The sequence below is a fragment of the Deinococcus aestuarii genome (assembly GCF_018863415.1).
Taxonomy (GTDB): Bacteria; Deinococcota; Deinococci; order Deinococcales; family Deinococcaceae; genus Deinococcus; species Deinococcus aestuarii.
The window spans coordinates 1-23029 of the sequence record NZ_JAHKSN010000006.1 but is presented as its reverse complement, the minus strand read 5'-3'; the positions used below and the strand labels follow the sequence as shown (position 1 = coordinate 23029).

The following is a 23029-nucleotide window of genomic DNA, read 5'->3' as shown; positions in this document are numbered from 1 at the left end:
TGCCCGGGGAAGGAGGGTCCAGCCGTTCGTTTACCCGACGCTCGTTCAAGACCCGGTGTGGACCAGGCCGGAGGTCTGCTCCGCGGTTTGGGAATGGGCGGAGGGCACCAGGCTGAGCGATTTCAGGGACGAGGTGTTCTCATGCCCGGTCAGCGAGTGCGCCTCAAGCTGAGCCTATGTCCCTCAAAACGCTGACCCTGCTGGGTCTGCTGGCGTTCACGCCCGCGCTCGCGCAGTCCACACCCGCAACGCCCACCGCCACGGACCTCCTGCAACGGGTCTTCAACTCCGATGGCCTCGGGGGCGGCACCCGCACGGAAGTGCTGTTGGGACGGGTGCCTGCCGACTTCGGGATCAAGCTGCCTCCGGGGAGCCGCGTGGTCGGAACGGTCAGTCAGGTTCCCGGGCGGGAAGACCTTCCGGTGAACACCACCGTCTACTTCGATACCTCGCTCACACCGAAACAGACCCTGGCCTTCTTCGCCGGGTCCCTGGGCTCCGGTTGGAAGGAGGCGCCGCAGGACCTCGAAGGGCCTTTCGGTAATCAGGGGGGGTTTGTGCCCAGCCTGTCCGTCAGCAACCGCATCTTCTACCGCCAGAGTCCGGCTCAGCTCGTGCAGGTGTCCACGCAGATCACCCGGGGCGTCACACAGGTCAGTGTGCGCAAGCAGCAGGGGGGCGAGACCGAGCGCATGTTGGCGTTCATCGAGGTCCGTCCTCCTCTCCTCCCGGCGTCCCAGCGGTTGCCTCGGCTGGTGGCTCCGGCAGGCAGCACCATCACGCCGCAGGGGGGTGGGAGCAGTGGAGACGGGCTCACTCAGCAGGCGCGCGTGGAGACCAAGTTGGACCGCCAGGCCCTCGTCGAACACTACGCGGCACAACTGCGCGCCGCCGGGTGGAAGCTCGTGAATCAGGCCGTGACCGACCAGGTGATGACCACCATCTGGTCGTTTACCCAGGACGGGAAGGAGCGGGTGGGTCTCCTGATCATCGGTGGACGGACGCCCTACACGGCCACGCTCATGACCCAGACGAGTCGCTAGAAACTTGGGGCAGGGGGACGGGGCCTCAAGGGGGAGGCGGTTCCTCGGCGGTGCGCTTCTTGTGGCGGTACATCGCCCGGTCGGCGCGCGACAGCCACGCGCTGGGCGTCTCCCCGGGTCGCCTGGGTGCCGTCCCTACACTCGCCCCCGCCTGTTCGTACACCGCGCGGACCTGGCCGGTCACCTCGTCCACCATCCGTTCGGCCACCTCGGGCCCTTGCCCGGGGAGGAGCAACGCGAACTCATCCCCACTCAGGCGGTAGGCGCGTCCCTCTGGTGAGACCGCCTGAGCGAACCCCGCCGCGAAGCGGGCGAGCAGATCGTCGCCGACCGCGTGCCCCAGCGTGTCGTTGACCCCCTTCAGCCCGTCCACGTCGATCACCGCCAGCAACCACTCGGACCCTTCCCCGGCGGCGCGGGCGAGGTCGTCTTCCAGGGCCCGCCGGTTGAGCAGGCCCGTCAGCGGGTCGCGGTGGGCCAGGTCGTACAGTGCCCGCGAGCGGGCCTGTTCCTGCGTGAGCTGGTCGTGCGCCCGGCTGAACGCGAGCAGCACCAGGATCAGCACGCCATGCGCGAACAGCAGGTTGACCGGCAGGATCACCCCGTCGAAGGCCCCCGACTCGCCCAGCGTCTGCCAACTATGCGGAAGCGCCGTGACCACGAACGCGCCCAGGGTCACCCCGGCTTGAAGGGCCGCTACGGCGGGCGGACGCTGCACGAAGAAGAAGACGTAGATGGTCGTCGTGTGCAACAGAACGGCGAGCAGCACGACCGGCGAGGCGAGGTGGGCCGGGAGGAGGTACAGGGCGACGAGCCAGGCGACGAGCAGGAACAGCGCGTAGGCCCTGGGCGCCAGGGTCAGCAGGATGGGCCGCAGCTGGGAGGGACCGAACAGGGCCAGCAGGTCGAAGACCAGGATGGCCGCCAGGATGGCGAGGTAGACCGGCGCGGCGAGACCGAGCAGCAGGAGGATAGTGGCGCCCAGGAGCGCCGACAGCAGGGGCACCCACAGGAGGAGCCGCTGGAACTGCGCCTGACGAAACGGGAGGGCCGGGCGTCGCATCAGGACCCGCCCCGAGTCGGGGAGAGGGGAAGGTGCAGGTGAAGCCGGACGAGATATACCGGGGAGCAGGGCGTGGGAAGGACGGGAGCACGGCGAAGGATAGGCAGGACACCTCTTTTCGGAATCTGAGGACGACGGCACCAGCGACTCGTTCAGCGTTGAACGGTCGTCCTGTTGCAGCTCACCGTAGGAAGGCCGGAATTACTGCTCCGTCACTTGCCGTGTGTGAAGAACGGAGGGAGTCGCCGGGGTCAGGGTGTAAGTTGTGTGGGACAGCATTTCTAGTGATCCCCTCGTTCTGTCCTCCCCCAGTTCCTCAGCCTTCCAGTGACGGGCGAGGGTCGGACAAGGCATGATCTATGCGCGTATTGCATATTATGTGTTGCGCGCATAAAGTGTGGGAAGCGATGAACGTCATCACCTCCGCCACGCTCCGACGGGTCCAGGCGGAGTCCCCCGACGCCGCCACCGCTTTAGAGGAATGGCACACCATCGTCCGCCGCTCCACCTTCCGCAACTTTGCCGAGATTCGGGATGCCTTCGCCACGGCGAGCTGGGTTGCCCCGGACTACGTGATTTTCAACATCCGGGGCGGCAACTACCGCTTGATCACCCGCGTGAACTTCCCCTACCAGAGCTTTTTCCTGAAGGACTTCCTGACCCACGCCGAGTACAACCACTGGCGCCCCTAGAGAAAGCGAGGACCGACCATGACGGATGCCCGAACCGTACTGCACGCCTGGGCGAACCTCCCGCCCGAGGTCCGCGACCTGGCCGCCCCCATCCGCACCGAGGAACAGTACAAAGACGCCCTCGCCACCTTCGAGGCGGTCTGGAACGAGGTCGGCGGGCAGGAGGGTCACCCGTTGGGCAGTCTCTTCGAGTTGCTGCGCGACCGAATCACGGCCTACGAGGAGCGGGAGTACCCCGTGCGGCCTGCCCCGCCCCACCGTGTTCTGGCCTTCCTGATGGAGCAGCGCGACATGACGCAGACCGAACTCGCCGAGGTGCTGGGGATCACCCAGGGGAACGTCAGCCGGTTGCTGAGTGGCAAGACGGCGCTCTCGGTGGAGGCGGTACGGCGGCTGGCAGCCCACTTCCACGTCAGCCCGGAAGTGTTCCTCGGCTGACCGAGCGCCCGAGCCGCCCCAACGCTCCCCCCCCGTGTTGACCACTCACCCCGCCCAGGAGGAGCGACCCATGCCCAACGATGTGAACGCCCGTGCCCAGGCCCGCCAGGTGCTTGACGCCCTTTCTGACCTGCTGAGTGCCGCCGCCGACTCTTTGGAGGAAGGGGACGATGATGCCGCGACCGCCGGGTTGGAGCGGGTGCGCGAGGTCCTGAACGGAGCGCAGGTGCCCGACCTGCCCGACTGGGGCCAGTTCGCGCGCACGCTGGCGGAGGGGTACGGCATCCAGCCGTCCGAGCCGACCCCTGAAGAGGACGACCCGGAGGAGGAGAGCCGCATTGTTCATTGAGGGCTTCGAGCACTACCTGACCCAGGAGGAGGGGTTAAACCCCGCGACGGCCAGGAAGTACGCCCTCGACGTGGGGGCGTTGTGGCGTTGGCTGGAGGGGCAGCCCTCGGCGCCGACGAGCTGGGCCGACGTGACGGCCCGCCACCTGCGCGCCTTCATGGCCGCCCAGAAACCTGCCCCCGCCCATGCCCGTCGTTTGATCGCCTCGTGGCGTAAGTTCTGGGTCTACCTCGACGAGGTAGAGAAGGTAGATGGGCTGCACTCCGGCCCCGCCGAGTTGAAGCGGCCCAAGTTGCCTGCCCGCCTGCCGCGTCACCTCACTGTGGCCGAGGTCGCCCGGCTGCTCGATGCCGCCCGCCGTCAGCCCAACACCAAGCGGGCGCTGCGCGACTGGGCCATCCTGGCGTTCCTGTACGGGTCCGGGTGCCGCATCTCGGAGGCCCTGAGCCTGACCTTCAACCGCATCCAGTACGACGCCGACCGGCTGCCGGTGAGTGTCCGCTTGATCGGCAAGGGGACAAGGAGCGGCAGATCGCCCTGTCGAGTACGGCGCAGCGGGCCCTGCACCAGTGGCTCAAAGTCCGCAAGCTTCAGGGCGACCCGAACAGCCCTTACGTGTTCAGCACGCTGGAGGGGAAGGCGGCGGGGCGGCCTTTCCCGGCGCGTACCATCGAGGCCGTGATGCAGCGTCTCGGTGCCCAGGCTGGGTTGGCCCCGGAGTTGTGCAGCCCGCACAAGCTGCGGCACGCGCACGCGACGGCGCTCCTGGATGCGGGCCGACGGATCGAGGAGGTCCGCGAGCTGCTGGGGCACGCCAGCATTGCCACCACGCAGGTGTATTCCCACGTCAGCGCGGCCCGGCTCGATCACGCGGCGGCGAGCCTGCCGGACGTGCTTGATCTGGCTCCTTGACGCCAAACACACTTGCACAGCAGGGTAAAAGGTCAACACGGGGGAAGGGGACGCGTGTCCCCTCCCGGCTTGCTCCTTCCCCTGGTTGAAAGGCTTGTCCTCGCGTCCTTCTCCCCCGGATGGTCGGCGCCGCAAGAGCATTGGCCCTGTGTGCCGGTGGCTACCCGGGTCGGGCGCTCCCGCCGCTCGCCGGATGACACCAGCGTATGTGTTCGCCAACAAACTCCAGGAGAGGACGACACGTGGGGAGCAGGTATGGCACAGGTGCCTGCTTGCGGCATGAAGCTTGACCCAGAGCCGGCGAGGGAAGGTCACAGTGGGCTCCCCGCTTTTCCAGGACAAGGGCCCAAGCCAAGTTGCAGCGTGTACAGCTTCGCGTCCTGACTCGGCGCGGCCTCCTTAGCCGCATACCGCATGTACAGGGTCACGAGGTCTTGTTGCAGTTGCTTGGCCTCCGAGGACGTGAGCAGGAGAGACGAATAGGTGTACCACGCCGCCGGACTTCCCGGTTGGAGCAACTGTTCCTGTCGCCAGTCCGGGTCATGGTCGGGCGCGGCCTCCCAATGCCACAGGCGGGAATTGGGCTCGTGGTACAGCCGCACGTGCCAACCGCCCCCCTCACCCACGACCGATTGAATCAGGCCTCGCCCTAGCCGCTCTCGCTCGGCGACATCCTGCTTCAAAAAGAGGTCGAGCAGCGTCTCGAACTGCGTCGTGTGAAAGGGTACGACAAAACCGTCCGCGATCAGCCGGTAACGCTTGCTTGGACGCCCACGACCCCGTGCGACACTGGCAATCTCCAGCAGCCCGAGGTCCAGCCAGCGTTGAACGCGGTACAGGAGCGTGTCCACTCGCATTCCCAGACGCCGCGCCGCTTCAGTTGCCGAGATGCCGTCCCCAGCGAACGCCGTGGCAAACTTCTTGTCGTCGGGATTGAGCAACGCTTGGGCCGCCTGAGGATCGTCCAACCGGACCCACTTCAAAACTGAAAAGTGACCTTTCATTTCAACTCATTCTTAGCACATAGTTTTCTCGTCGACCTACGTTTTTGAGGGGATAGGTGAGGAGAGACGGGCCTCCGCTGTTGGAGGCTCGCTGCGGGTCCTGCGGCGACATTCTTGCCGCCCTTGACCCCATTGATCTGGCCTGTCACTGGGGGAAGACGAGAAGGGGTGGGGTGCACACCAGGTCAGGAGACCAACAGAAGCTCACAGTCGCCACAGGAAGTGTCCGCACCGAAATCGCAACAGCATTCAGGGTGTACTCACTTGTACCCCACTCTCTTCGGGAGCAACGCATGAAGCGAAATTTATTTCCTCTCCTCACATCCTCCCTCTTTCTGGCGTCCTGTAACTCTGCCTCCGATGCCGAGACGAAAACTCCGCTGGTCACGGTCGCGCCCGGCGCCAGCAGTCAGGTGACGACCTTCGGCATGACGGTCGATTCAACCACCACCTACACCCGGGGGCCGGCGACGATGAGCGGTCGCCAGGTGTCGCTTCCCAAAGGACTCCGGCTCGCTTACCGCTTCAGTCCCAGCGGGTTGCAGATGCGCGCCGACATTCCAGGGCAGCAGTTCCCCGATCAGACGGACCGCATCCTGCTGATCGACCCGGCGGCGCGGAAGGTTCAACTTCTCCATAAGAACACGTTGAAGCCGGACCTTACCCTTGCCCAGCCACAACGCGAGGCGCTCGCCAACCAACTGGGCACCTTCGCCAACGCCATGCTGCTCGACCCCACCCATCCCTTCAAACGCCTGACCTCCGGGGAGTTCCGCCTGCTGGCACGCCAAGCCAACTACGACCTGAAAGAGAGTGCGGGAAACAGGTTGATCTACGCGCGAACGTTCGCCGACGGTCAGAAGCAGACGACCGCCCGCCTGACCTTCGACTCGACCGCCGGGCAGGTGACGAGCAGCACCACCGAAGTGGTGACCCCCGAGGTGTCCTACACGGCCACCACCGACATCGCCTACACCTCCGTCCCCACCCTCGACGACACCAGCGTTCCGTACCGGATGACGACCCGGGCGACGATCACCAGCCGTGGAGACGCGGCCTCCTCCCCGGTCGAGTACCCGAAGGCCGACCAGGTGCTCGGACCGGATGAGGAGCTGAAGTTGCGCGACGATCAGTACGTGGTCACGCGATTCCGGGTCCCGGAGGGCGCCAACGGCCCGACCGACATCAACACCACCGAGCTGGAGACGGCGGTTGAGTACCAGGATTTGGAAGTCAACACCCTCTCGGCGGATTACTTCACAGGAGCGGCGAAATGAGACGAGTCCTTGTCCTCTACACGGCTGTCTTGACCTGTGGCAACGCTATGGCACAGACGGGCCAGCCCCTTGACTACGTGCTGCTGCATGGGTTGGGCGACACCCCATCACGTTTCACGACCAACACTTCTACATGGAACCCGGGGGGCCAGCCCTGGGCATTGCAAGAATGGCTATCTTATCAGAGCCGTACGGCGCCCCTCGTTTCCCTGGGCACCGTGACCAGTCCATACGAATATAATTCCATCACCCGGTCTATCCCGGCACAGGCCACGGACCTGCCCAACAAGGTGCCAGGTCTGGGCAGCCGACCATACATGATGATCGGCCATAGTCAGGGTGGTCTACGCGCCCGTTACTTCGCGGAGTTTCTGGCGCAGAACCAGACCAAGACCAACCTCAAAGCCCTGCTGACCGTCGGCAGTCCCAATCAGGGTGCCCCCATCGTGGTGAACGGGCCGGGCGTCATTCAACGAATCAACACGGACGCCACAATTGCCTCGCTCGGGCTTCTGAACGTCGCTTCTATGGTCATTACCGGCAAAGCGAGCGTGCAGGAGTACATTCCCGCCCTCTTTGGTGCCAACACCACGGGAACTATGGACATGGCACCGCATAGCACTTTTATGCAGCAGTTGAATGATTATAACCGTGTTGATAGGTGTGAATGGGTTCTTCAGTGGGTTACTGAGACAGAGGTGGGTGACGGCGGCAAGGTTGTCAGCATTAGATACCAAGAACAAGTCTATGTTTGCACAAAGGTGAACGTCGATAAATCGAATATTCTGATTCCCCCCGGCGTCATTACAGGAAACATGATCGGTACGGACAGCAATTTGGAACGGGCGTTCCCAGGAAGCACGGCCACCAGAAACACCGTGAACACAACTGCGACAGCATTGGCCGTCGCCTACGCCATTGCCTCGTGGTGGACCTTCGGTGTCACACTGATCCCGGCCAAATCTGCCGCGGACATCGCCTGGGTGGCGCGTAACACGGACAAGGTCCTTTCCGATGCCGTGGGCAGCACCAGTCACGATATCGTGGTGCCGACCGACAGCCAGGACCAGCGAACCTTGCAGAAGGGCGGGCTGAGAGGCAACACACATCTCACGTGGACAACGGCCTCCAGCCACGTCACTACGGCTGCCCCACGAAGCATACAAGTCGAGACAGGCGAAAGCTTCCTGTTCAATCAGGATGAGGCGCATAGCGCGACCATGAGAAGAGCAGCCATCGATGTACAACTTGAACTGACCAGAGGCGGCTTCTAGAGGTATGGCATGTCCGAAATTTCCTCGGACATGCCATACTTCTTTTGGAAAAAGGAAAAACATGAAGCGACTTGCAATCTCCCAGCTCGTCACCCTGGTCCTTGCGCTTACCGGCTGTTCTGGAACGAGCCCGGCTCACACCGCCTCTCAACTCACTGATCCCACGACCGGGAGACCGCTTCAGATCGATTTCATGCCCGCGAAGTGGAGGGTTACGGGCGCGCCCATCGACTCGCTCACCGCACCTTTTCTCTACGACAACGCCATCGTCGGTTCCCTGGTCAACGTCGGCCTCGAACCCCACGCTACAATTGGCATCGATCTCACCACCCAGCAACTGCGCTGGAAGCGTGACACGACCGAGGTCACGGAGGGCAGACCCACCGGCAACGGCAGCCGAGTCACCGTCGTCGAGGCCGAGGGCAAGCTCATCGAGTTCAACGGCGTCGACCGCTTCAACGTCTACGGTCCCGGTGACCACCCTCTGCTCTTCAGCGTCTTCCTGCCCAAGGAATTCCGCAAACCCTCGATTGGTTCTGGCATCGAACAGGTGCAGCGCTTCCGCGACACCCTCGTGCTCAACGTAGCCCGAGGTGTCGTGGCTTACCACATCTCGGACATTCTGGCCGGGCCGACCGAGCAGCCACTCATCCCCGTCTGGACTCAGCTCTGGCCCGATGTGGGCGGCACCCGGAACTACTCCGGCGGTCTGGCCGTCAGCGAGCAGCACAACACGGTGGTCTTCGGTAGGCACGAGGTCAATCAGACTGAGCAGTGGCTGCGCGAAACGATGTACGCCGTGGATGCCACGACTGGCGAAGTGCGGTGGCAGCGCGAGCTTGAAAAGGAGAACTTCGCCAGCTCCGGGTCCATTGTCTTCGACATCGAGGACGACACCATCGTCGCCCTGGTGTCGGGTCAGTCGAGTCTCCACGCCTTCGACTTTCAGGGCAACGAGCGCTGGAAGGTGAACCGTGCCCTGTGCCCTAACGGCAACACTACGCTCTTCTATGAAGTCCACATCCACAAGGGCCAGGTCTACCCCGTGCCCAACGGCGACAGTTGCCAAAACGCCTACGACGCTGCCACTGGCGCGCTGAAGTGGACCTTCTACCCACCGAAGGAGAATTCGTACAGCTTCGGCAACACGCCCCTGTTTGTCAACGACGTGATGTACATGAACAACTCGTACCTGTTCGCCGTGGACACCCGGAACGGCAAGATTCTCGCCCGCAGCCAGGACATGATCCAGGGTGCGGAGAGTCGGGGCGGTTCACCCCTCTACGACTCCGCCCACGACCAGATTCTCGTCTGGGGCCATGAACTCAAGGCCTTCGCTCCGATCAGGTGAGGCAATGACGGTCCTGCGATCCATCCTATTGCTCGTCGTAACATTCATGATGAGCGCCTGCAACACGTCGAACACGCTCTCCCCTCCCAACTCTTCTGCACGTCTGCGTGTCCTTGCTGCCCTGAATGACGGCACCCTGGAGATGGACGTCACGCTGGAGGGGTCGAACGGTGAAGCGTTGAATGGCGCTTACGTGTCGGCCAGGACGCCTGAGGGCGCCCTGGTGCCTGCGACGTGGAGCACGGCCCGCAACGGTTACCACTTCACTCTGCCGGGCGTTGGTGGGACGTACCACGTGCGGGTGGACAGCGCGGCGGCGGGGGTGCTGGAAACCGACGTTCCCGTCGCGGCTCTGCAAGCGCTGCCGGAGGTGTTGGATGTCGCTGATGCGGACGGCAACAGCGTGCGCAACTATGACCGTGTACGCGCCTCCTCACCCCTGCTGGTCACTTGGAAGAGCGTGCCGGGTGCGGAGCGGTACCTCCTGAACGTGAAGCAAAACGGGCAGACCGTGGTGAACCTCACCACGTCCGAGACCTCCGCCGTCCTTCCTGCGAGCACCCTGGCTGGTGTCAGTGGCCTGGGACAACCCGCCAGCGTCAAGGTGACGGCCAGCGTTCAGGCGGGTGACCCCCTGTATGTGCAGCACCATTACCTCTCGACAAGCACCACGTCGTCCGTCAATCTGGGATTTCAGGTTGTGCCGTGAGGACACCTCACCAGGCGTACCTGGCAGGGCTGGTTCCCCTGCTGTTGGCGTGTAATGCTCTCCCCGCCCCCCCCAAGCTCATCTTTCCCACCCCGGGCGCCACGTTGCGTAATCCCGTGACACTCCAAGCGACGCGAAACGTTACCTGGAGTATTGACGGTCGGGCCGTGGGCAGCGCCGCGCGCTGGCAGGGGCGGCTGAGTCCGGGGCAGCATTCCATCAGCATGGACGGCGGTGCCGCCTTTCCCCTTCACGTCCGTCCCCAGGTCGAGGTGGGAGAGATCAGGGTTCTTTCCCCCTCCGACGGTCGGGTAGAGATAGAGGCGGGGCAGTACGACGTGCTCCTCAGGAATTCCACCTCATCGCCGGTGGCCCTCCCCGCCGGGGAGGGCCACTCCACCAGCCGAAGCCTGTTCACTTCCAGCGAGAGCTCTGGGGAAGACGACATCTCCCGGTGGAAGGATAAGCTCTACACCACTGTTCAGAGGCGGCTCCCTCAAGGTCGGCCCGTGCCCCCTGCCGTCGCAGCATTGGACGCTTCCCCCCAGAACCTTCCCCACCACCGGACATTCCATTTTCCCAATCTCGCGGATGGCGGGCAGACCAGCAAAACACTCCCGTCCACCCTGATCTTTGCCGATGCCCGGGTCGCCGCCTATGTCGATGACCGTGACCTGCATCAGGCACACGGAGAGGAGGACGCCTCGGTTTCTGGCATCGTCCGGACATTCTCACAACGACTTCTTCCTCTTGAGGAGAAGCTCTTTGGCCGTGCCAGCGATGTGGATGGCAATAGGCGGCTTCTTCTCTTTTTCAGTGGAGAGCTAAATGCTTCTGGCCTCGCGGTCGGTTTTTTCAACCCACTGGACCTGATGAGGTTTGACGACACCAATCCTGGCAGCAACGAAGCAGAGGTCCTCTACCTGGGACTACCACAACAGAACGATCTCAACTTCAATCATTTGAGCCTCAAGGCGACGGCGTGTCATGAGTTTCAGCACCTCGCCCATTTCGGCAACAAGACCCTGCCATATCTGGGAGACGACCATCCGCCTTTCGAGACCATCGCCGTCAATGAGGGAATGTCTCACCTGGCCGAAGACCTTTGCGGCTACAACACGATGGGTGGAAACGTAGCTTTCGTGTCGGCATTCTTGCAGAATGCCAGCGGTGCCAGCCTGGACGGCCTGGACAGTCTGGGTCGAGACGATACGATAGAGAGACGGGGGGCAATGTACCTCTTTCTGCGCAAATTATATGAACAGCAGTCATATCAAGAGGAGTGGTTAAAATCCATCATTCATAGCCATGAGAGCGGATTGGAAAATATTGTTCAAAAAAGCAACACCACCATTGATCAAGCGGTCAGCGACTTTCAATGGACAGTGATTCTGGCAGGTCAAGACGGACCCGGGAAGCACAAGTTCGCCGCGCCACAAATCAACCCGGCTACCGGGGACTACATGGGGATTGATCTCACTCAGGGAGAGGTCACGCTTGGAGACGGAACGACACGCGTTCAATTAAGGGGAATGAGGGAAACTCAGGGCTGGCCGGAGGCTCTGCCTGCGCGTGGCTTTGCCTCTATGAGGCTGTACGGGCCACTCGAACTTGAAGTCCCCTACGGTATCCAAGTGCAGGTCTACAGAAGAAGCTGAGGAAGGCAAAGCCCGAGAGTGAGCTGTGGGCCAACACTGTTATCGATGCTGGCTATTTGGCATCCCCCGGGTCCCCGAGGGGAGCGGACAAACTTGAGAAACTTTTGTGCGTTCAATCAGCCGACGCCTCGGGTGCATCACAGCGGCGCCGCCACCGAATCACACTCCACTGCGCAGAGGTTGGCGTTGGCTCCTGTGTGCCGCTCAGGAAGGCCCGGCACGCCGGTTCAGTTCCCGCAACACCCACAGTTCGCGTCGTCCCCACCGGGGAGCCCGCTGGGCCTCCAGGGCCTCCTCGCAGGTCTGGATCGCTTCCGTGAGTTCCACCCACACCGGGGTCAGTCCCAACTCCGCCTCGTCGTCCTCCAGTTGCTGCTCGCCGAAGTGGCTCCCCACCGGCACACGTAATGGCGGGAGGTCATGTGAAAGGCGTCGTACTCCGTCTCTTGTGGTCGAAAGACCTCCACGACCTCCCCCACTTTCCCACACACCTCCAACGGGGTCGCGCCGCACTCCTCGGTTAGTTCCCGGCGCAGCGCCACCTGTGGGGTTTCCCCCGCCGCCGGGGAACTTGTCGTCCCCGTTCGACGGGAAATGCAGCGACAGCACCTGCCGTTCCCACAGGACGACGGCCCGGACGGCGAGCCGTTCAAGCACCCGCCCCTCGCCGAACACGTCCGGGTCGAGATGCAGAGTCACCAGGCGCTGTATCAGGAGGCCCCCACCAGCCCACGGGTGCCGGGGCGGCCCTTCGTGGGCACACCCACCTTCAGGGCGCCCCCCGGCCCAGGCCGTTCCCGATGCCCGACGGCGAGAGTCTAGCCGGGGCCGCACGCCCAAGTGACGATCAAGCTGCCCCTCGGCTCCCACAGGGCCACCCGTGGGAGCCGAGGGGCGAAACGGGTCAGCCCCGCGAGGGCGGCCAGGGTTGTCGGAGATGGCGGCAACGTGGCAAGCGGCGGGGCATGGGTTGAGCGCATATGCGTCTTCACGTGATGGTGCCACGGGCCGCCCACACGACCCGTGAGCTTCCCAACAGCAAGACCCCTCCAGCTTCAGGGTGCCCGCCGCAGCACACGGGCTGTCCTGCGAGAGGAGGGCCCTGGCTGTGCGGGCCAACTTCTTTCGGCGGCGGAACGCGCGAACATCAGCCAAACATCAGCGCCAGGTTGGATACGGTGAACGTGGGCTGTTCCCTGATGTCAGCTCCCGGAGGTTGCATGAACCGTCGCCTGTTTCTGGCCGCCCTGCTCGCCGTGTCCGGCGCCCTCGCCCAGACCGCCCCTGTCCCCTCCCCGGCGGACCTCGCCCGGGAGCGTGAGCTGGTTCGACGCGCCCTGGGCACCGACTTCGGTCCCATCAACGTCGAGGCCAGGCTGCTGGTCGGTCAACTCCCCCCCCAGCCACTCGGACCCCTGCCGCGTGTGCCTGCGGGTCAACTGATCGGGAGTGTTGTCCGAAGCAGCAGCACCCCCGACTTCCCCGACTCCCAGAGCATCTTCTTCGACAGCGCCGCCCCACCGGCCCAGGTGCAGGCGGCGCTGCAAGCCTCGCTGAAGGCTCTGGGGTGGACGGCCTTCAACGGACCCCTCGGTCCCTCGCTTGAAGGCGGCTTCCAATCGGAGGCCGAAGGGAACGTGAGCGCGCTGGCGTACTACCGGCTGGAGCAGCAGGTCAGCCTCCACGGGCAGATCAGGCGGGTGGGCGCCGTCACCCGGGTCACCCTGAACCTGAACAGGGACCGGAATCTGCGCGAACAACTCCAGTTCAGGGAGGGGAGGGGCGCCGAGTTGCGGAGCAACCTCCCTACGTTGCGCCCGCCGGGCGGCGCCAACGTTCAGCCTAGTGGTGGGGGCGGCGGGGGCGGAAGCTGGACGAGTTACGCTTCCATCCAGTCGTCCTTGAGCGCCGCACAGCTTCTCGAAGCGTTTGGCGCGCAGCTCCAGGCCGCCGGTTGGACGCCCCTTACCAAGAGCACGGCGGGGAAAACGGTCACGAGCGTGTGGCGCTTCACCGATCAGGACCAGAACGAAGTCACCGGCCTGCTCACCATCCGCAACGACGCCCCGGGCCGGTACTCGGCTCAACTCGCCAGCCTGGCCTTCAGGAACTGACCACTCTGCTGAACGGCACCCAGCACCGGGAGCGGTCGGCGGCCCACGCCCTGCCCGAAGGGCTCCCCCCGTGTTGATCCTTCGCCTGCTTGAGAAGCCTGTCCTCGTGTCCTTCCGGTCGTCGTTGCGGGAAGGGCACCGGCCTCACTCCCCTTGATCGGTCTGGCGCGGCGGCGGGTGCAGGGAGAGTGTCTCTCGTTAACGGTCCTGGGGAAGCGGGTCGCAGCCCAACCCCTCAACCGTCGCCTGGTAGCGGATGCGGAACGTCGAGGGTTGGGGGGGAGGACTCTGAGGCTCAGGGCGGCTGGAAGGCTGTTTGAGGAAGCAAGCCCGGTCGTCCTCAGGTGAGAGGGGATTCCCGACCTGCGGGAAGAAGGGGTTGTGCAGGAGTGGCGGTCGAGTCGCTTGAGGTTCCTCAGGTCGGCACAGCAGGTCTTGGAAGGGCGCCGAGGTCAGGGGCCGACACCGGATGGTGGGCGAGTCGGTCGCCGTGGCCGCTCCCGGGCCAGGAGGGAGGGTGAGAGCCAGGCCGAGCGCCAGGGTCAACATTCCTGATCTTAAGCAGTCCAGCGGCAGGCTGGGAGAAGGGCTCAGGCGATCCGCGTGTGCTGAGAGCGTCAGAGTGGGACCGGTAGGGTAAGGAATGCACGACCAGCGCGAGTGGGAAACCCTCTTGCATCCGGGACAGACCATCGGGCCGCTCTTCCCCTGCCTGGTGCCGCACACCTGGGCGTTGCTCCTGGGAAAGCGAGTCGAGCGGGAGCGCCTGCACGCCTACGCCATCACCGCCGACGGCGGCACAGTCTACTTGCCTGGTCCCCACAACGGCGATCTTCCGCGCGGGCTGACCGTCCAGCGGGGCAAAGTCAGTCTCGACGGTGTGGACGAGCGCGGCCAGCGCGTGAAAATCGGTGGTCTTCCCGCCCAGCTCGCTGACGTCTACCTGTACGTCTCAGACCCGCTGTAGAGCAGGCAAGGCCAGAGTCAACACGGGGGGCGGGGAGGCGGGCGGGCCTCAAGGCTGTTCACGCCATTCCCAGAGCGAGCGGTCAAGGTCTGGAAGTGGGCGCGCAGCTTATGGGTGGGCCGCTCCATAGATCGGGGTCCATGCCTCGACCATCAGGCCCAACGCTTCATCCTCCTGCCGCTCCGCCTCGGTATCGCCCCAAGCCTCCAGTACCAGCCGGGTCGCGCCCGCCGCCCGCCCGGCCTCGCAGACTGACAGGAGCAGCGCCCGTCTCAGCCCGGTGCCCCGCGCGTCAGGACATACCCCCGGCGTGCCCAGCGCAAGCTGCTCGCCTTGCAGCGAGGCCCGGCAGACGCCCGCAGGCACGCCCGAAGCGTCGTAGGCCAGGCGCCCGAGCGTGTCATCGGTCCCGCCCACGTCGGGCTGGAGGGCGTCGGCGGTGACGAGGGTGTGCCCGATCCGGTCGGCGTAGGTCTGCTGGGCGGCCAGGCGATCCTCCAGGTTGCCCACCTCGGAGAGTGGGACGACCCTGAAGCCGTCCGGCACGCTGGGTGAAAGCGCCGGGACGGGACCGGTCATGCGGGTGGAGGCGCCCACGGGGTGCCAGCCCGCCGCCCGCAGGGTCTCCTCGGGCAGCAGGTGGGCCTCGGCGTAGGCGTACAGGCGAGGTTGGGCGGTCAACGCCGCGTCGAGCAGCGCCAGGACCACCTCGTGCTGCCCTGCTCCTGGGAACGCGCCGCCCATCACCTCCGCGCCGTGGGCCGGTGAAGGACGCAGCCCGACGGCACCCAGGGCGTTCTGGCCGTCGTCCCGAACGATCCAGGCGGCAGTCATCTGGGCGGGTATCCCCGCGAAGTCCTGTTCGTCACACCCGTACAGGCGGGCGAAGACCGGCAGGGCCACGTGAGGTGGCAGGCGGCTGGGTCGGAAGTGCACAGATGAAGTTTAAAACTGGAGCGCCGCTGTTCCGGGCCCGGTCAAGTGGGAGGGAGACGACCAGGCGAACGGGTGTGGTCCACGTGGCACCCGGAGGTGGGGAGACCTTCACCGCCTGTCCGGCAGGGCCGGGACACGGAGACCGAAGTGTTCGTCCAACAGCACGGCCCGTTCTTCGGGCGACACGACACGCTCGTCGCGCTGGCCGTGCACGGTGGTGTACAGCCGGTCGCCGCGCAGGGTCACGCGGCCCTCGGGCGTCACGACGGTCACCAGGGCCGCCCGGGTGAAGTGGCTGTCCGGCGAGGTCTGGTGGTAATCGCACATCGGGGCGAACTCGGCCAACTCGCGCGGCGTGAGGGTGAAGCGGTACTGCCTGCCCCACGCCCCCCCGGCACGGCGCTCCCAGAGCGTCCACGCCTCTCCCTCCTGATCGAGCCGGAACGTCTGGTCCCCCTCGGGCTGGAGGAGGCCCGGCTGGAGCCGCAGCGGTTCGAGGAAGGCGTCCCCGAAGCCCACGTCGGCCAGCAACGGCTCGCCCACGTCCACCCGCAGGGCGAGGTGGTCGAACTCCCGCCCGAGGGTGCCGTCCTGTCCCGCCACCTGCGCCGAGAGGAGCGTCACCTCGAAGCCCAGGGCACACAGCAGGGCCGCGAACAGGCCATTCACCTCATAGCAGAACCCGCCGCGCCGCTCACCGACCACCTTGTCGAACAGCCGCCGCCCGTCGAGCACGATGTTTCGGCCCAGGTGGATGTCGAGGTTCTCGAACGGCACCCTGGAGAGGTGGGTGCGGTGCAGCAGGCGCAGGGTCTCCACGGTGGGCGGGAGGGGTCCGACCAGCCCCAGGCGGGCGAGGTAGGACGCCACCTCATCGGCGGACAGGGTGAAGCGGGGGGCAGGGTCGCTCATGTCGCCCAGGGTAGGTTCACCGCCCGGCCGCCAGGAGGAATTAAGCTGGAGCTACATCGTCCGATGATCGCACTCACGCTCGCTGCCCGAGACCTCACGCAGCTCCGCTTTGCCTTCAGCCCGTTGTGGGAAGTGGTGGCGAGCCTGCGGACCCTGCGCGCGCCGCCCTCCCGGGCCATTCACGCCGCCTGGGCACGGCGAGCGCGCGAGGTGGTCTCACCTGCGGACCTGCCCCACCTCTTCGCCCTGGTGCCGCCCCAGGGCTATGCGCCCAACTTTCTGACGCCTCCGCCCTCCACGCCCTTTCCCGAAGTTGCGGCTGAACTCGCCGTCCTGCGGGCGACCCCACCGGACCTCGTGGTGGCGGAGGTCCGGGAGGCACTCGCGGCCCACCCCACCCCGGACGCGGCCCGGTTGGCGCCCTACCTCACCCGACCGGAAGCCAGCCTCGCCGCCCTCGCCGATGTTCTGGAGAGGTACTGGGAGGCGGCGCTCGCGCCCGAATGGCCGCGCCTGCGACGGGTGCTGGAACGCGACGTGCAGTTCCGGGCCCGCACGCTGGCGCTGTACGGCCCGGAGACCCTCTTCGCCGAGCTGCATCCCCTCACGCGCTACCGGGACGGGGTGCTCACCGTCGGTCTGGACCACTGGGAGTGGCGGGGTTCGGCGGCGGGACGTGGCCTGCTGCTGTTGCCCTCGGTGTTCGCCTGGCCGGACCTGTACGTCACGGTGGAGGCGCCCTGGCAGCCCACCGTCGCCTACTCGGCGTGGGGCAGCGCGAATCTGTGGTGGGATGAGCCGCCGGGAGCACCGCAGGTCGCCCGGGTGGTGATGGGGGAGCGGCGGGCGGCCCTGCTGAGCCTGCTGTGCGTCCCGCTCACGACGCAAGAACTGGCGCGGCGCCTGGGGCTGACTCCCAGCGCTGTCTCGCAGCAGGTCGGCACGCTCCGGGCGGTGGGGCTGGTCACCTCGTCCCGGTCCGGGAGGTACGTGTGGCATCAGCTCAGTGTGCGCGGTCTCCAGGTGCTCACCGCGCTCTCGGATGAGGGGTGAGCGAGGGTGTTCAGGCGAAGGGCGCCGCCCGGGCATGGCGCTGGGGGATCACTGGGCAGTCCCTTCCGTGCGGTGTTGCCCGCCACGGGGCATGTCGCGCACCTTGAGAACCCGGCGGGCTTCTTGTCGGCGCGTGCGCGCTTTCTGGACCACCTGCCCTAGCGGACTGTTCCCCGCCGTCGTGCGGCATGGACGGGAGGAACGCGATTGCGCCCGTGGAAGAGGCACTCCGGGAGTCCGGGGGTGGAGTTCCCTTCACGGCCTCCTCTTCTGCCCGTTCAGGGTGAGGACGGATGATGCCCTCATCCTGACCCCGGAGGTACACCATGACTGGACCCTCCGACCGTCCACCCGCGCCCGCCATCGAGCCGACCGACGTGCCCGCCTCCCTGCCCGAGCAGATGCCGGGCGGCGACGACACCGGCCCCATCATAGACCCGCCCGCCAACCCCGACCTGCCGGGGATGCCCGACCCCATGCCCACCGACAACCCGAACACGCCGGGCCTCCCCAGCCCCCTGCCCGCGATGTAGGACGGAGACTGCCCAACCAGGGTCAGGCAGGAAGTGCCTAGCCCTCGTTGTTCATCACCGGGCCGTCCTGCGATCCTCCAGGAGCGTGACGGGGGCCTCCCCCGCATCCACATGACGGCTCACTCGCCCAGCCGACCGGGCAGACGCACCACGAACCGGGCCTGATCTCCCCGCACGTCCACGTCCAGCGTACCGCCGTGGCGCCGCACCACCCGCCGCGCCGTCGCCAGGCCGTCCCCGCCGGGGTCCGCCCCCTCGGCCTGCGTGGGCGTGACGGTCACGGTCACGCCCACCCGGTCCCCCGACCCCTCGGCCCCCACCTCCACCCGCGCCTCGCCCGGCGCGGATCTCAGGGCGTGGTACACCAGTTCCGTGAACGCCTGACGCAGCAGCAGGGCGTCCCCCTCCACCACCGGCAACTCCCCCACGGTCCACTTCCCGGCCCGGGCACCGAGGGCCGGGGCGAGGTCGCTGCGCACCTGCACGAGCAGCGGCGTGAGCGCCACCCGGGACGGTTTCAACTCCTGGTTCTGAAGGCGGGCGAGGGCCGTCAGGTTCTCGGCCAGGCCCTCCGCCCGCTGCGCTTCCGCCCGAATCAACTCGATGTACCGCTCCATCTGCTCGTCGAGCCCGTCCCCCGCGCGACGTTCGAGCAGGTGCAGCAAACCGCGCAACCTCCGCAGCGGTTCGCTCAATTCATGAAACGACGCGGCGGCCAGCGCGCGCAGTTCGCTGTTGAGGTCGGCGAGGCGACGGGTGCGGTCCTCCACCCGCTCTTCGAGGAGGGCGGACTTCACCCGCAGGTGGTGGATGTCTGTCGCCGCGCCGTACACCCAGACCACCTCCCCACGTTCGTCCCGGATGGGAACGGTGTTGACCACGAACCAGTGGTACTCCCCGTCGTGGCGGCGGATGCGGTGCTCCTGACGCAACGGCTGGCCCGCCTGGACGGCCTGCCCATACCGCTGGGCCGACCCTTCACGGTCTTCCGGGTGGACGGCGTTCGTCCACCCCCAGCCGGTTGCCTGCTCCAAGGTCTGCCCGGTGTAGTCCAGCCAGCGCTGGTTGTACCAGGTGGTGAAGCCGTCGGGCCGGCTTTCCCACAGCAGGTCGGGCACGAGGTTGGCGACCGCCCGGAAGCGCGCTTCCGAGGTCCGCCGGGCGTCCTCGGTGCGGGCGCGCTCGATCCGTGGAAACACCCGGCCGGCGACCTCCTGAATAAGACTGATCTCAGGCGTTGTCCACGGCCGCGCCCGGCTGTCCGCGACGGCGAAGTAGGCTTTCCATCTCCCGTCCTGGCTGTAGGGCACGGCGACGTAAGCGCCGATCTGCTGGGCGGCGGCCCCCGCCCTCAGCCCTGCCGTCGCGGCCGTGTCGCCGGGCAGGCCATGTTGGGCGTCGCGAACGACGGACGTTTCCCCGGCGCGCAGGCGGTTCAGCCCGTCAGGAGGGATGAACCCGTCGATGGGATAGGTGCCCAGGACGGCGGGCACATCCAGCGCATGCCAGAAGTGGCGAACCGTGACCTCGCCGCGGTCCTCGTCGACGTCCACGTAGTGGTAACAGGTTAGCCCCAGGTGGGCCGCGAGTTTGGCGCCGACCGTGTGGAGCAGCTCCTCCTCGCTGGAAGGTTGGCTGAGGTCGTTGGAAATCTCGACCAGCAGGCCCTGATTCGCTTCGCGGCGCTTGCGTTCGGTCACGTCCTGGAAGATCACCGCCACGCGGTGGGGACCGCGCTGTGCGCTCTCGAGGGCGCCGTCCGCCACGCGGGACACCTGGAAGTCGTACCAGCGTCCGAGCGGGCCGAGGTGGCGCTCCAGGCGCTCGGCCACCCCGGTGCGGGCCACCCGGTCGTACACCTCCAGCCAGGAGGGCTCTGCCCCTGGCATCACCTCGCTCAACCGACGCCGCGAGAAGTCGGGAACGCCGGTCAGGAGCGAGGCGGCGGGGTTGCCTTCGAGATACAGGGCGTCCACAGGTCGGCCCTCGCCGTCATAGAGCAGCTCGGCAAGCACGAACCCCTCGTCAACCGAGTCGAAGATCGTGCGGTACCGGGCTTCCGAGGCGCGCAGGGCGGCCTGGGCGCGGGCGCGCTCCATGGCCGACCAGGTGCGCTCGGTGACCTCTTCCAGTAACGCGATCTCGCCGGGCGTCCAGCGCCGGGCGGTCGCGGAGATCGCGACGATGGACCAGAGCGGATGGCCCTCACCTTTGCGCAGGGTCGCGGCGACGAGCGCGCCCATGTCCAGCCCGCTGAGGTTCTGCCGGTCCACGTTGGAGAGGCCCCCCGTGTGCGCAACATCGCCAATCACGAGTGTCCGGTCGAACGCCACGCGTAGGGCGTCCGGAAAATCGGACAGGCGCACGCCGCTGGGCACGGGCGGCACGTGGTCGTTGCCCACCTGATGGGTGAAGGCACCCCAGTCATCTTCCAGTCGGTACACGCCGATGTAGCAGCGGTCCAGGCGCAGGTGTTTGGAGAGCAGCCCCAGCGCCCGGTGCCCCACGGCGTCCGCGTCGGGCGCGGCCCGCAGCGCGTCGCTGAGCTTTAGCAAGAACGCCTGCCGCTCCTCCGAGGCGCGCAACGCCTCCTCGGCCTGCTTGCGCCCTGTGATGTCGGTGAAGAGCACGGCCACACGCTGGCTCCCCTCGCCACCGAGGCGGAAGATGTTCAGGTCGAACACGCGCCCGAGCGTGAGTTCAGTCTCCTCTACCCGGATCGACGCTCCTGTGTCCACCGCGCGGCCGTATAGCTCGGCCCAGCGCGGGTTCGGCGTGCCGAGCAGTTCTGTGGCCGTGCGCCCGACGGGGTACGGCATCCCGGTGTGCCGCAAGAAGGCGGGGTTCGCGTCGAGGAACCGGAAGTCCGTCCAGCGTCCCTCAGCGTCCGCCAGCACCTCGACGACCGCGTAGGCCTCGTCCATCTGCTCGAAGAGCGCACGGTACTTCTCCTCGCTCTCCCGTAGCGCCGCCTCGGCCTGCACCCGCCCGGTCACGTCGCGCCAGAACAGGGAGACCCCACCCCCTTCGGCCGGGTAGGCATTGACCTCCAGGTGCAGGTCGTGGCCCTCTCCCGTGGAGTGGTGGGTCAAGTGCTGCTCGGTGCCCTCGGCAACGACGCGCCGGAGCGCGAGGCCGACGGGCGCGTCTACCAACGCCCGGAACGCGTCCCAGTGCGAGTGCCCGAGGAGCGCCGTATGTGGCACCCCGAGCAGGCGCTCGGCCGCCGCGTTCACGCTCTGAATGCGAAACTCGCGGTCGAGGACACAGTGGGCGTCGCCCATCCGCCCGATGATCCCCTCGTCGCACCGCTCGGCCGTCTTCTCGACCAGGGCGACCTCGCCCGGCGGCAGGACGTGCCGGCCCGCCAGCAGGGTGGTGATGGTGTGGCCGAGGTCCCATGGCGACACCACCCGGTCCGCCGCCCCAGCCTCGACCACCGCACGCGCAAGGTCGGCGGGGTCCGCCGGAGCCGGGTCCCCGACCAGCACCGTTCCGCCCGCGCCACGCAGGGCGCGCGCGCCCGAAAGCCCGTCGCGCCCCTGCCCACCCAGGACCACCGCCAGGGCGCGCTCACCGCAGCTCACGGCCAGCGACGCCAGCAGCCGGTCCAGCGGGCGCTCCGAGGTCCACTCACCCCCAGGCGTGACGGCGCAGCGCCCATCCGGCCGCACCTCCAGGACCGTATGCGGCGGGCTCACGTAAAGGTGACCCGGCTGGAGCACCGTGCTGTCCTCGGCGACATGCACGGGCAGCGGGGTGTGGCGGCCCAGGGTCTCCACCAGGGGAAGTTCCCGGCCCGGGGATGGCCCGATCAGCACCGCGGCGGGGAGATCGGCGGGCAGGTCAGCCAGCACGGCCTCCAGTACCCCCGGCCCGCCCGACGGAGCGAGGAGGACGAGCACGTCGAAGGGTGCCACGGCCGAGGTGAAGTGAGAAAACATACGGCCCCTTAATCTATGGTGGGGGTCGCCACGGCGGTTGGAAGGAAGGTCGCTCTTGGACCGTCTTCAGAACGAGTTAAGGAACGGCTTGGAGGCGGGGATCTCGAGGGACAGCAGGCATCGAGGGGCAAGGCGGGGACCGGGCGGGCTTGTTTCCGTTGGGCCGTCACACGGGGGGATGTGGGGCGAGCGCGGGCGTCCGGGCAAGCGGCCGGAGCGGCACGGACCGGAGGCGCGAGCGGCGTGCGCACGCGCCGCCTGGAGGCTTGGCCCTGCACCCGGCCATCGGGGCTGGTGGCTTCGGCACCGGTTGGGGCACGGGAGCAGCGGGACTCACCCGAAGATCAAACCTGGACTCGTCCCCTCTCCCTTTCTGCCACTGCGTCTCACGGCGGCTTCCCTGACACTGGGCTCAGGAGGTACGCCAGCATCATGGCGGGCCGTGAACCTCCACGGCCCGCAGCAGGAATCGCTTCTCCAAGTCGCTGTCGTTGCAGGAGTGCTACGCCTCCTCCAGCAACTCGGTGATGTTCTGGATCAGAACCTGCAGCACTAGGAGTAGTTCTATGCGGGGGCTGCCACCAAATCGTCGTTGTTCAACGTCTACCTTCTGCCTGATCATGGCGCCAGGTCTACTTCAGGGAGTGTGCGCCCGGCTTCCATGGGCAGGGATGGCGTTTGCGGGTGACCCGATCTGGCGTAGATGGAGATAAGCCTCGAAGATAGGAGGCACCATCATGATCAATCGCCGAATCCACAGCGCCGAGTTCAAGCGAGATGCGGTCCAGCTCGCTCGCACC

Annotated in this window: 19 protein-coding genes and 1 pseudogene; 14 read left to right on the top strand and 6 right to left on the bottom strand. The window is 66.4% G+C overall.

The window, feature by feature from the left end:
* Positions 1-176 precede the first annotated feature (176 nt).
* Entirely contained in the window at positions 177-1043 is an 867-nt protein-coding gene (locus IC605_RS09730; RefSeq protein WP_216322510.1) for a hypothetical protein, read from the top strand.
* Between the two features lie 25 nt (positions 1044-1068).
* Here IC605_RS09730 and IC605_RS09725 read toward each other — a convergent pair whose 3' ends face one another.
* Complete coding sequence (locus IC605_RS09725) at positions 1069-2106, bottom strand: GGDEF domain-containing protein (protein ID WP_246580663.1); 1038 nt, start codon at positions 2104-2106, stop codon at positions 1069-1071.
* A gap of 407 nt (positions 2107-2513) precedes the next feature.
* On the opposite strand from IC605_RS09725, the gene IC605_RS09720 reads away from it, so the two are divergent.
* The 4 genes and pseudogenes from IC605_RS09720 (at position 2514) to IC605_RS25565 (ending at position 4497) form a co-directional block, all read left to right on the top strand.
* A complete protein-coding gene (locus IC605_RS09720; protein WP_216322507.1) occupies positions 2514-2798 on the top strand; it encodes a type II toxin-antitoxin system HigB family toxin in 285 nt (94 codons plus the stop codon).
* An 18-nt stretch (positions 2799-2816) separates the two neighbouring features.
* A complete protein-coding gene (locus IC605_RS09715) occupies positions 2817-3236 on the top strand; it encodes a helix-turn-helix domain-containing protein (RefSeq protein ID WP_216322504.1) in 420 nt (139 codons plus the stop codon).
* 70 nt (positions 3237-3306) lie between these two features.
* Positions 3307-3585 (top strand): hypothetical protein, encoded by a 279-nt coding sequence (locus tag IC605_RS09710; protein ID WP_216322501.1) that lies wholly within the window; start codon positions 3307-3309, stop codon positions 3583-3585.
* Positions 3575-4497, top strand: a pseudogene (locus tag IC605_RS25565) (tyrosine-type recombinase/integrase). The gene IC605_RS09710 and the pseudogene IC605_RS25565 overlap by 11 nt, the downstream one beginning before the upstream one ends.
* 311 nt (positions 4498-4808) lie before the next feature.
* Here the strand turns inward: IC605_RS25565 and IC605_RS09695 are convergent.
* Positions 4809-5501: a helix-turn-helix domain-containing protein gene (locus IC605_RS09695; protein WP_216322493.1), complete on the bottom strand. Its 693-nt coding sequence runs from the start codon at positions 5499-5501 to the stop codon at positions 4809-4811.
* Positions 5502-5794: 293 nt separating this feature from the next.
* Here IC605_RS09695 and IC605_RS09690 point away from each other — a divergent pair, with 293 nt between their 5' ends.
* The 5 genes from IC605_RS09690 (at position 5795) to IC605_RS09670 (ending at position 11770) form a co-directional block, all read left to right on the top strand.
* Positions 5795-6778, top strand: a complete 984-nt coding sequence (locus IC605_RS09690; RefSeq protein WP_216322490.1) for a hypothetical protein — start codon at positions 5795-5797, stop codon at positions 6776-6778.
* Positions 6775-8052, top strand: a complete 1278-nt coding sequence (locus IC605_RS09685) for an esterase/lipase family protein (protein ID WP_216322487.1) — start codon at positions 6775-6777, stop codon at positions 8050-8052. The genes IC605_RS09690 and IC605_RS09685 overlap by 4 nt, the downstream gene beginning before the upstream one ends.
* A gap of 61 nt (positions 8053-8113) precedes the next feature.
* Positions 8114-9403, top strand: coding sequence for an outer membrane protein assembly factor BamB family protein (locus IC605_RS09680; protein WP_216322485.1), 1290 nt, complete (start codon positions 8114-8116; stop codon positions 9401-9403).
* Positions 9404-9407: 4 nt separating this feature from the next.
* A complete protein-coding gene (locus tag IC605_RS09675; RefSeq protein WP_216322482.1) occupies positions 9408-10112 on the top strand; it encodes a hypothetical protein in 705 nt (234 codons plus the stop codon).
* A 224-nt stretch (positions 10113-10336) separates the two neighbouring features.
* Complete coding sequence (locus tag IC605_RS09670; RefSeq protein ID WP_216322480.1) at positions 10337-11770, top strand: hypothetical protein; 1434 nt, start codon at positions 10337-10339, stop codon at positions 11768-11770.
* 204 nt (positions 11771-11974) lie between these two features.
* Here the strand turns inward: IC605_RS09670 and IC605_RS09665 are convergent, their stop codons facing one another.
* Positions 11975-12172: a hypothetical protein gene (locus tag IC605_RS09665; RefSeq protein WP_216323038.1), complete on the bottom strand. Its 198-nt coding sequence runs from the start codon at positions 12170-12172 to the stop codon at positions 11975-11977.
* A gap of 818 nt (positions 12173-12990) precedes the next feature.
* Between IC605_RS09665 and IC605_RS09655 the strand changes: the two genes are divergently transcribed.
* Entirely contained in the window at positions 12991-13884 is an 894-nt protein-coding gene (locus tag IC605_RS09655) for a hypothetical protein (RefSeq protein ID WP_216322477.1), read from the top strand.
* Between the two features lie 643 nt (positions 13885-14527).
* Positions 14528-14851 (top strand): hypothetical protein, encoded by a 324-nt coding sequence (locus IC605_RS09650; protein WP_216322475.1) that lies wholly within the window; start codon positions 14528-14530, stop codon positions 14849-14851.
* 108 nt (positions 14852-14959) lie between these two features.
* Here IC605_RS09650 and IC605_RS09645 read toward each other — a convergent pair whose 3' ends face one another.
* Together IC605_RS09645 and IC605_RS09640 are read right to left on the bottom strand one after the other, a co-directional pair.
* Entirely contained in the window at positions 14960-15787 is an 828-nt protein-coding gene (locus tag IC605_RS09645; RefSeq protein WP_216322473.1) for an N-acetyltransferase, read from the bottom strand.
* Between the two features lie 108 nt (positions 15788-15895).
* A complete protein-coding gene (locus IC605_RS09640) occupies positions 15896-16699 on the bottom strand; it encodes an arylamine N-acetyltransferase family protein (RefSeq protein WP_216322471.1) in 804 nt (267 codons plus the stop codon).
* 63 nt (positions 16700-16762) lie between these two features.
* Here IC605_RS09640 and IC605_RS09635 point away from each other — a divergent pair, with 63 nt between their 5' ends.
* Together IC605_RS09635 and IC605_RS09630 are read left to right on the top strand one after the other, a co-directional pair.
* Positions 16763-17752: an ArsR/SmtB family transcription factor gene (locus IC605_RS09635; protein WP_216322469.1), complete on the top strand. Its 990-nt coding sequence runs from the start codon at positions 16763-16765 to the stop codon at positions 17750-17752.
* A gap of 326 nt (positions 17753-18078) precedes the next feature.
* The gene (locus IC605_RS09630; protein WP_216322467.1) at positions 18079-18285 is read left to right on the top strand and encodes a hypothetical protein; all 207 of its coding nucleotides are present in this window, start codon (positions 18079-18081) and stop codon (positions 18283-18285) included.
* 119 nt (positions 18286-18404) lie between these two features.
* Here IC605_RS09630 and IC605_RS09625 read toward each other — a convergent pair whose 3' ends face one another.
* On the bottom strand, positions 18405-22229 hold the full coding sequence (locus IC605_RS09625; RefSeq protein WP_216322464.1) for a PAS domain S-box protein: 3825 nt from the start codon (positions 22227-22229) through the stop codon (positions 18405-18407).
* Positions 22230-23029 lie beyond the last annotated feature (800 nt).

Coding starts and splice junctions, on each gene's coding strand:
- IC605_RS09725 (WP_246580663.1), bottom strand. CDS start 2,106: ATGCGACGCCCGGCCCTCCCGTTTCGTCAGGCGCAGTTCCAGCGGCTC.
- IC605_RS09695 (WP_216322493.1), bottom strand. CDS start 5,501: ATGAAAGGTCACTTTTCAGTTTTGAAGTGGGTCCGGTTGGACGATCCT.
- IC605_RS09640 (WP_216322471.1), bottom strand. CDS start 16,699: ATGAGCGACCCTGCCCCCCGCTTCACCCTGTCCGCCGATGAGGTGGCG.
- IC605_RS09625 (WP_216322464.1), bottom strand. CDS start 22,229: ATGTTTTCTCACTTCACCTCGGCCGTGGCACCCTTCGACGTGCTCGTC.
- IC605_RS09710 (WP_216322501.1), top strand. CDS start 3,307: ATGCCCAACGATGTGAACGCCCGTGCCCAGGCCCGCCAGGTGCTTGAC.
- IC605_RS09690 (WP_216322490.1), top strand. CDS start 5,795: ATGAAGCGAAATTTATTTCCTCTCCTCACATCCTCCCTCTTTCTGGCG.
- IC605_RS09730 (WP_216322510.1), top strand. CDS start 177: ATGTCCCTCAAAACGCTGACCCTGCTGGGTCTGCTGGCGTTCACGCCC.
- IC605_RS09685 (WP_216322487.1), top strand. CDS start 6,775: ATGAGACGAGTCCTTGTCCTCTACACGGCTGTCTTGACCTGTGGCAAC.
- IC605_RS09720 (WP_216322507.1), top strand. CDS start 2,514: ATGAACGTCATCACCTCCGCCACGCTCCGACGGGTCCAGGCGGAGTCC.
- IC605_RS09635 (WP_216322469.1), top strand. CDS start 16,763: ATGATCGCACTCACGCTCGCTGCCCGAGACCTCACGCAGCTCCGCTTT.
- IC605_RS09680 (WP_216322485.1), top strand. CDS start 8,114: ATGAAGCGACTTGCAATCTCCCAGCTCGTCACCCTGGTCCTTGCGCTT.
- IC605_RS09715 (WP_216322504.1), top strand. CDS start 2,817: ATGACGGATGCCCGAACCGTACTGCACGCCTGGGCGAACCTCCCGCCC.
- IC605_RS09655 (WP_216322477.1), top strand. CDS start 12,991: ATGAACCGTCGCCTGTTTCTGGCCGCCCTGCTCGCCGTGTCCGGCGCC.
- IC605_RS09670 (WP_216322480.1), top strand. CDS start 10,337: ATGGACGGCGGTGCCGCCTTTCCCCTTCACGTCCGTCCCCAGGTCGAG.
- IC605_RS09630 (WP_216322467.1), top strand. CDS start 18,079: ATGACTGGACCCTCCGACCGTCCACCCGCGCCCGCCATCGAGCCGACC.
- IC605_RS09650 (WP_216322475.1), top strand. CDS start 14,528: ATGCACGACCAGCGCGAGTGGGAAACCCTCTTGCATCCGGGACAGACC.
- IC605_RS09675 (WP_216322482.1), top strand. CDS start 9,408: ATGACGGTCCTGCGATCCATCCTATTGCTCGTCGTAACATTCATGATG.